Source organism: Dankookia rubra (genome assembly GCF_004355005.1).
Lineage (GTDB): Bacteria > Pseudomonadota > Alphaproteobacteria > Acetobacterales > Acetobacteraceae > Paracraurococcus > Paracraurococcus ruber_A.
Genome location: NZ_SMSJ01000245.1, coordinates 1 through 1,765 on the forward strand (window position 1 = coordinate 1; position 1,765 = coordinate 1,765).

The following is a 1,765-nucleotide window of genomic DNA, read 5'->3' on the forward strand; positions in this document are numbered from 1 at the left end:
ACGTTGAACTGCTGCCCGACCTCCTCCAGCGTGTGGTCGGTGTTCATGCCGATCCCGAAGCGCATGCGCAGCACCCGCTCCTCGCGCGGGGTCAGGCTGGACAGGACCCTGGTCGTCGCCTCCCGCAGGTTGGACTGGATGGCGGCGTCGAGCGGGATGATGGCGTGCGGATCCTGGATGAAGTCGCCGAGGTGGCTGTCCTCCTCGTCGCCGATCGGCGTCTCGAGGCTGATCGGCTCCTTGGCGATCTTAAGGACCTTGCGGACCTTCTCGAGCGGCATGCCGAGCTTCTCGGCCAGTTCCTCCGGCGTCGGCTCGCGGCCGATCTCGTGCAGCATCTGCCGGCTGGTACGGACCAGCTTGTTGATCGTCTCGATCATGTGGACCGGGATGCGGATGGTCCGCGCCTGGTCGGCGATGCTGCGGGTGATCGCCTGGCGGATCCACCAGGTGGCGTAGGTCGAGAACTTGTAACCGCGGCGATACTCGAACTTGTCGACCGCCTTCATCAGGCCGATGTTGCCTTCCTGGATCAGGTCGAGGAATTGCAGCCCGCGATTGGTGTATTTCTTGGCGATCGAGATCACCAGGCGCAGGTTCGCCTCGATCATCTCCTTCTTCGCCTGGGTCATGTCGCGCTCGCCACGCGATACGGTCGCATAGACCCGGCGGAACTCGGCGATCGGCAGGTTGGTGTCGTTGGCGATGGTCGCCATCTGCGTCCGCACCGATTCCACGTCGTCGCGCGACCGGGCGATGAAGCTCTTCCAGGACTTGTGGGTCTGCTTCGACAGCCGCTCGAACCAGGCCGGGTCGAGCTCGCTGCCGCGCCAGGTCTGCAGGAACTCCTCCCGCTTCACCTTGCTGGCCTCGGCCATGCGGAGCACCTGCCCCTCCAGCGCGGTCAGCTTCCGGTTGAGATGCTTGAGCTGCTCGACCAGTTCCTCGATCCGGTTGTTGTGCAGGTGCACCTTCTGCACCAGCGCCACCAGCTCGGCCCGGGTCTTCTCGTAGGTCTTCTCGGAGCGGCCCTGCAGGTCCTCGCCTGCCGTATAGGCCTCCATTCGCTTGTTCTGCAGCTTCTGCAGCCGCGAATAGGCGCCCTCGATCGCCTCGAAGGCGAGCAGCGCCTCGGGCTTCAGCTTCTCCTCGAGCGCCGAGAGCGACAGGCCGAGCCCCTCGCCTTCCTCGCCCTCCTCGAATTCCTCGTTCGCGTCGGGCGGCGGGGCGTCCGGCGCATCGGCCGAATTCGTCGCCTCCAGGTCGATCACGTCGCGCAGCAGCATGCGGCCTTCCTTGACCGCCTCGTGCCAGGCAATGATCGCCTTGAAGGTCTGCGGGCTCTCGCAGAGCCCGCCGATCATCATGTCCCGCCCCGCCTCGATCCGCTTGGCGATGGCGATCTCGCCCTCGCGCGACAGCAGCTCGACGCTGCCCATCTCGCGCAGGTACATCCGGACCGGGTCGTCGGTGCGGCCGAGGCTCTCCTCGTCGACGTTGCCGCCGCCCTCCTCCTCGTCCTTCTCGTCCTTGTCTTCGGTGGCACCCTTGGCGGCCGGCGTCGCCTCGCCGTCCTCGCTCTCCTCGCTGTCGACGACGTTGATGCCGCTCTCGCTCAGGCTGGCGAGGGTGTCCTCGATCAGTTCGGAGGAAACCTGGTCCTGCGGCAGCGCGGCGTTGATCTCGTCATAGGTGACATAGCCCCGCTCCTTCCCGCGGGTGATCAGCTTCTTGACCGCGGCCATCATGGTGTCGAGCAGAACGC

The 1,765-nt window shown here is 65.9% G+C and carries 1 protein-coding gene; it reads right to left on the reverse strand.

All coding sequences use genetic code 11. The annotated features are described in order from the left end of the window. A partial coding sequence (rpoD, locus tag E2C06_RS36310) for an RNA polymerase sigma factor RpoD (RefSeq protein ID WP_241671633.1) occupies positions 1 to 1,760 on the reverse strand: 1,760 nt, incomplete at its 3' end. Positions 1,761 to 1,765: the final 5 nt, after the last annotated feature.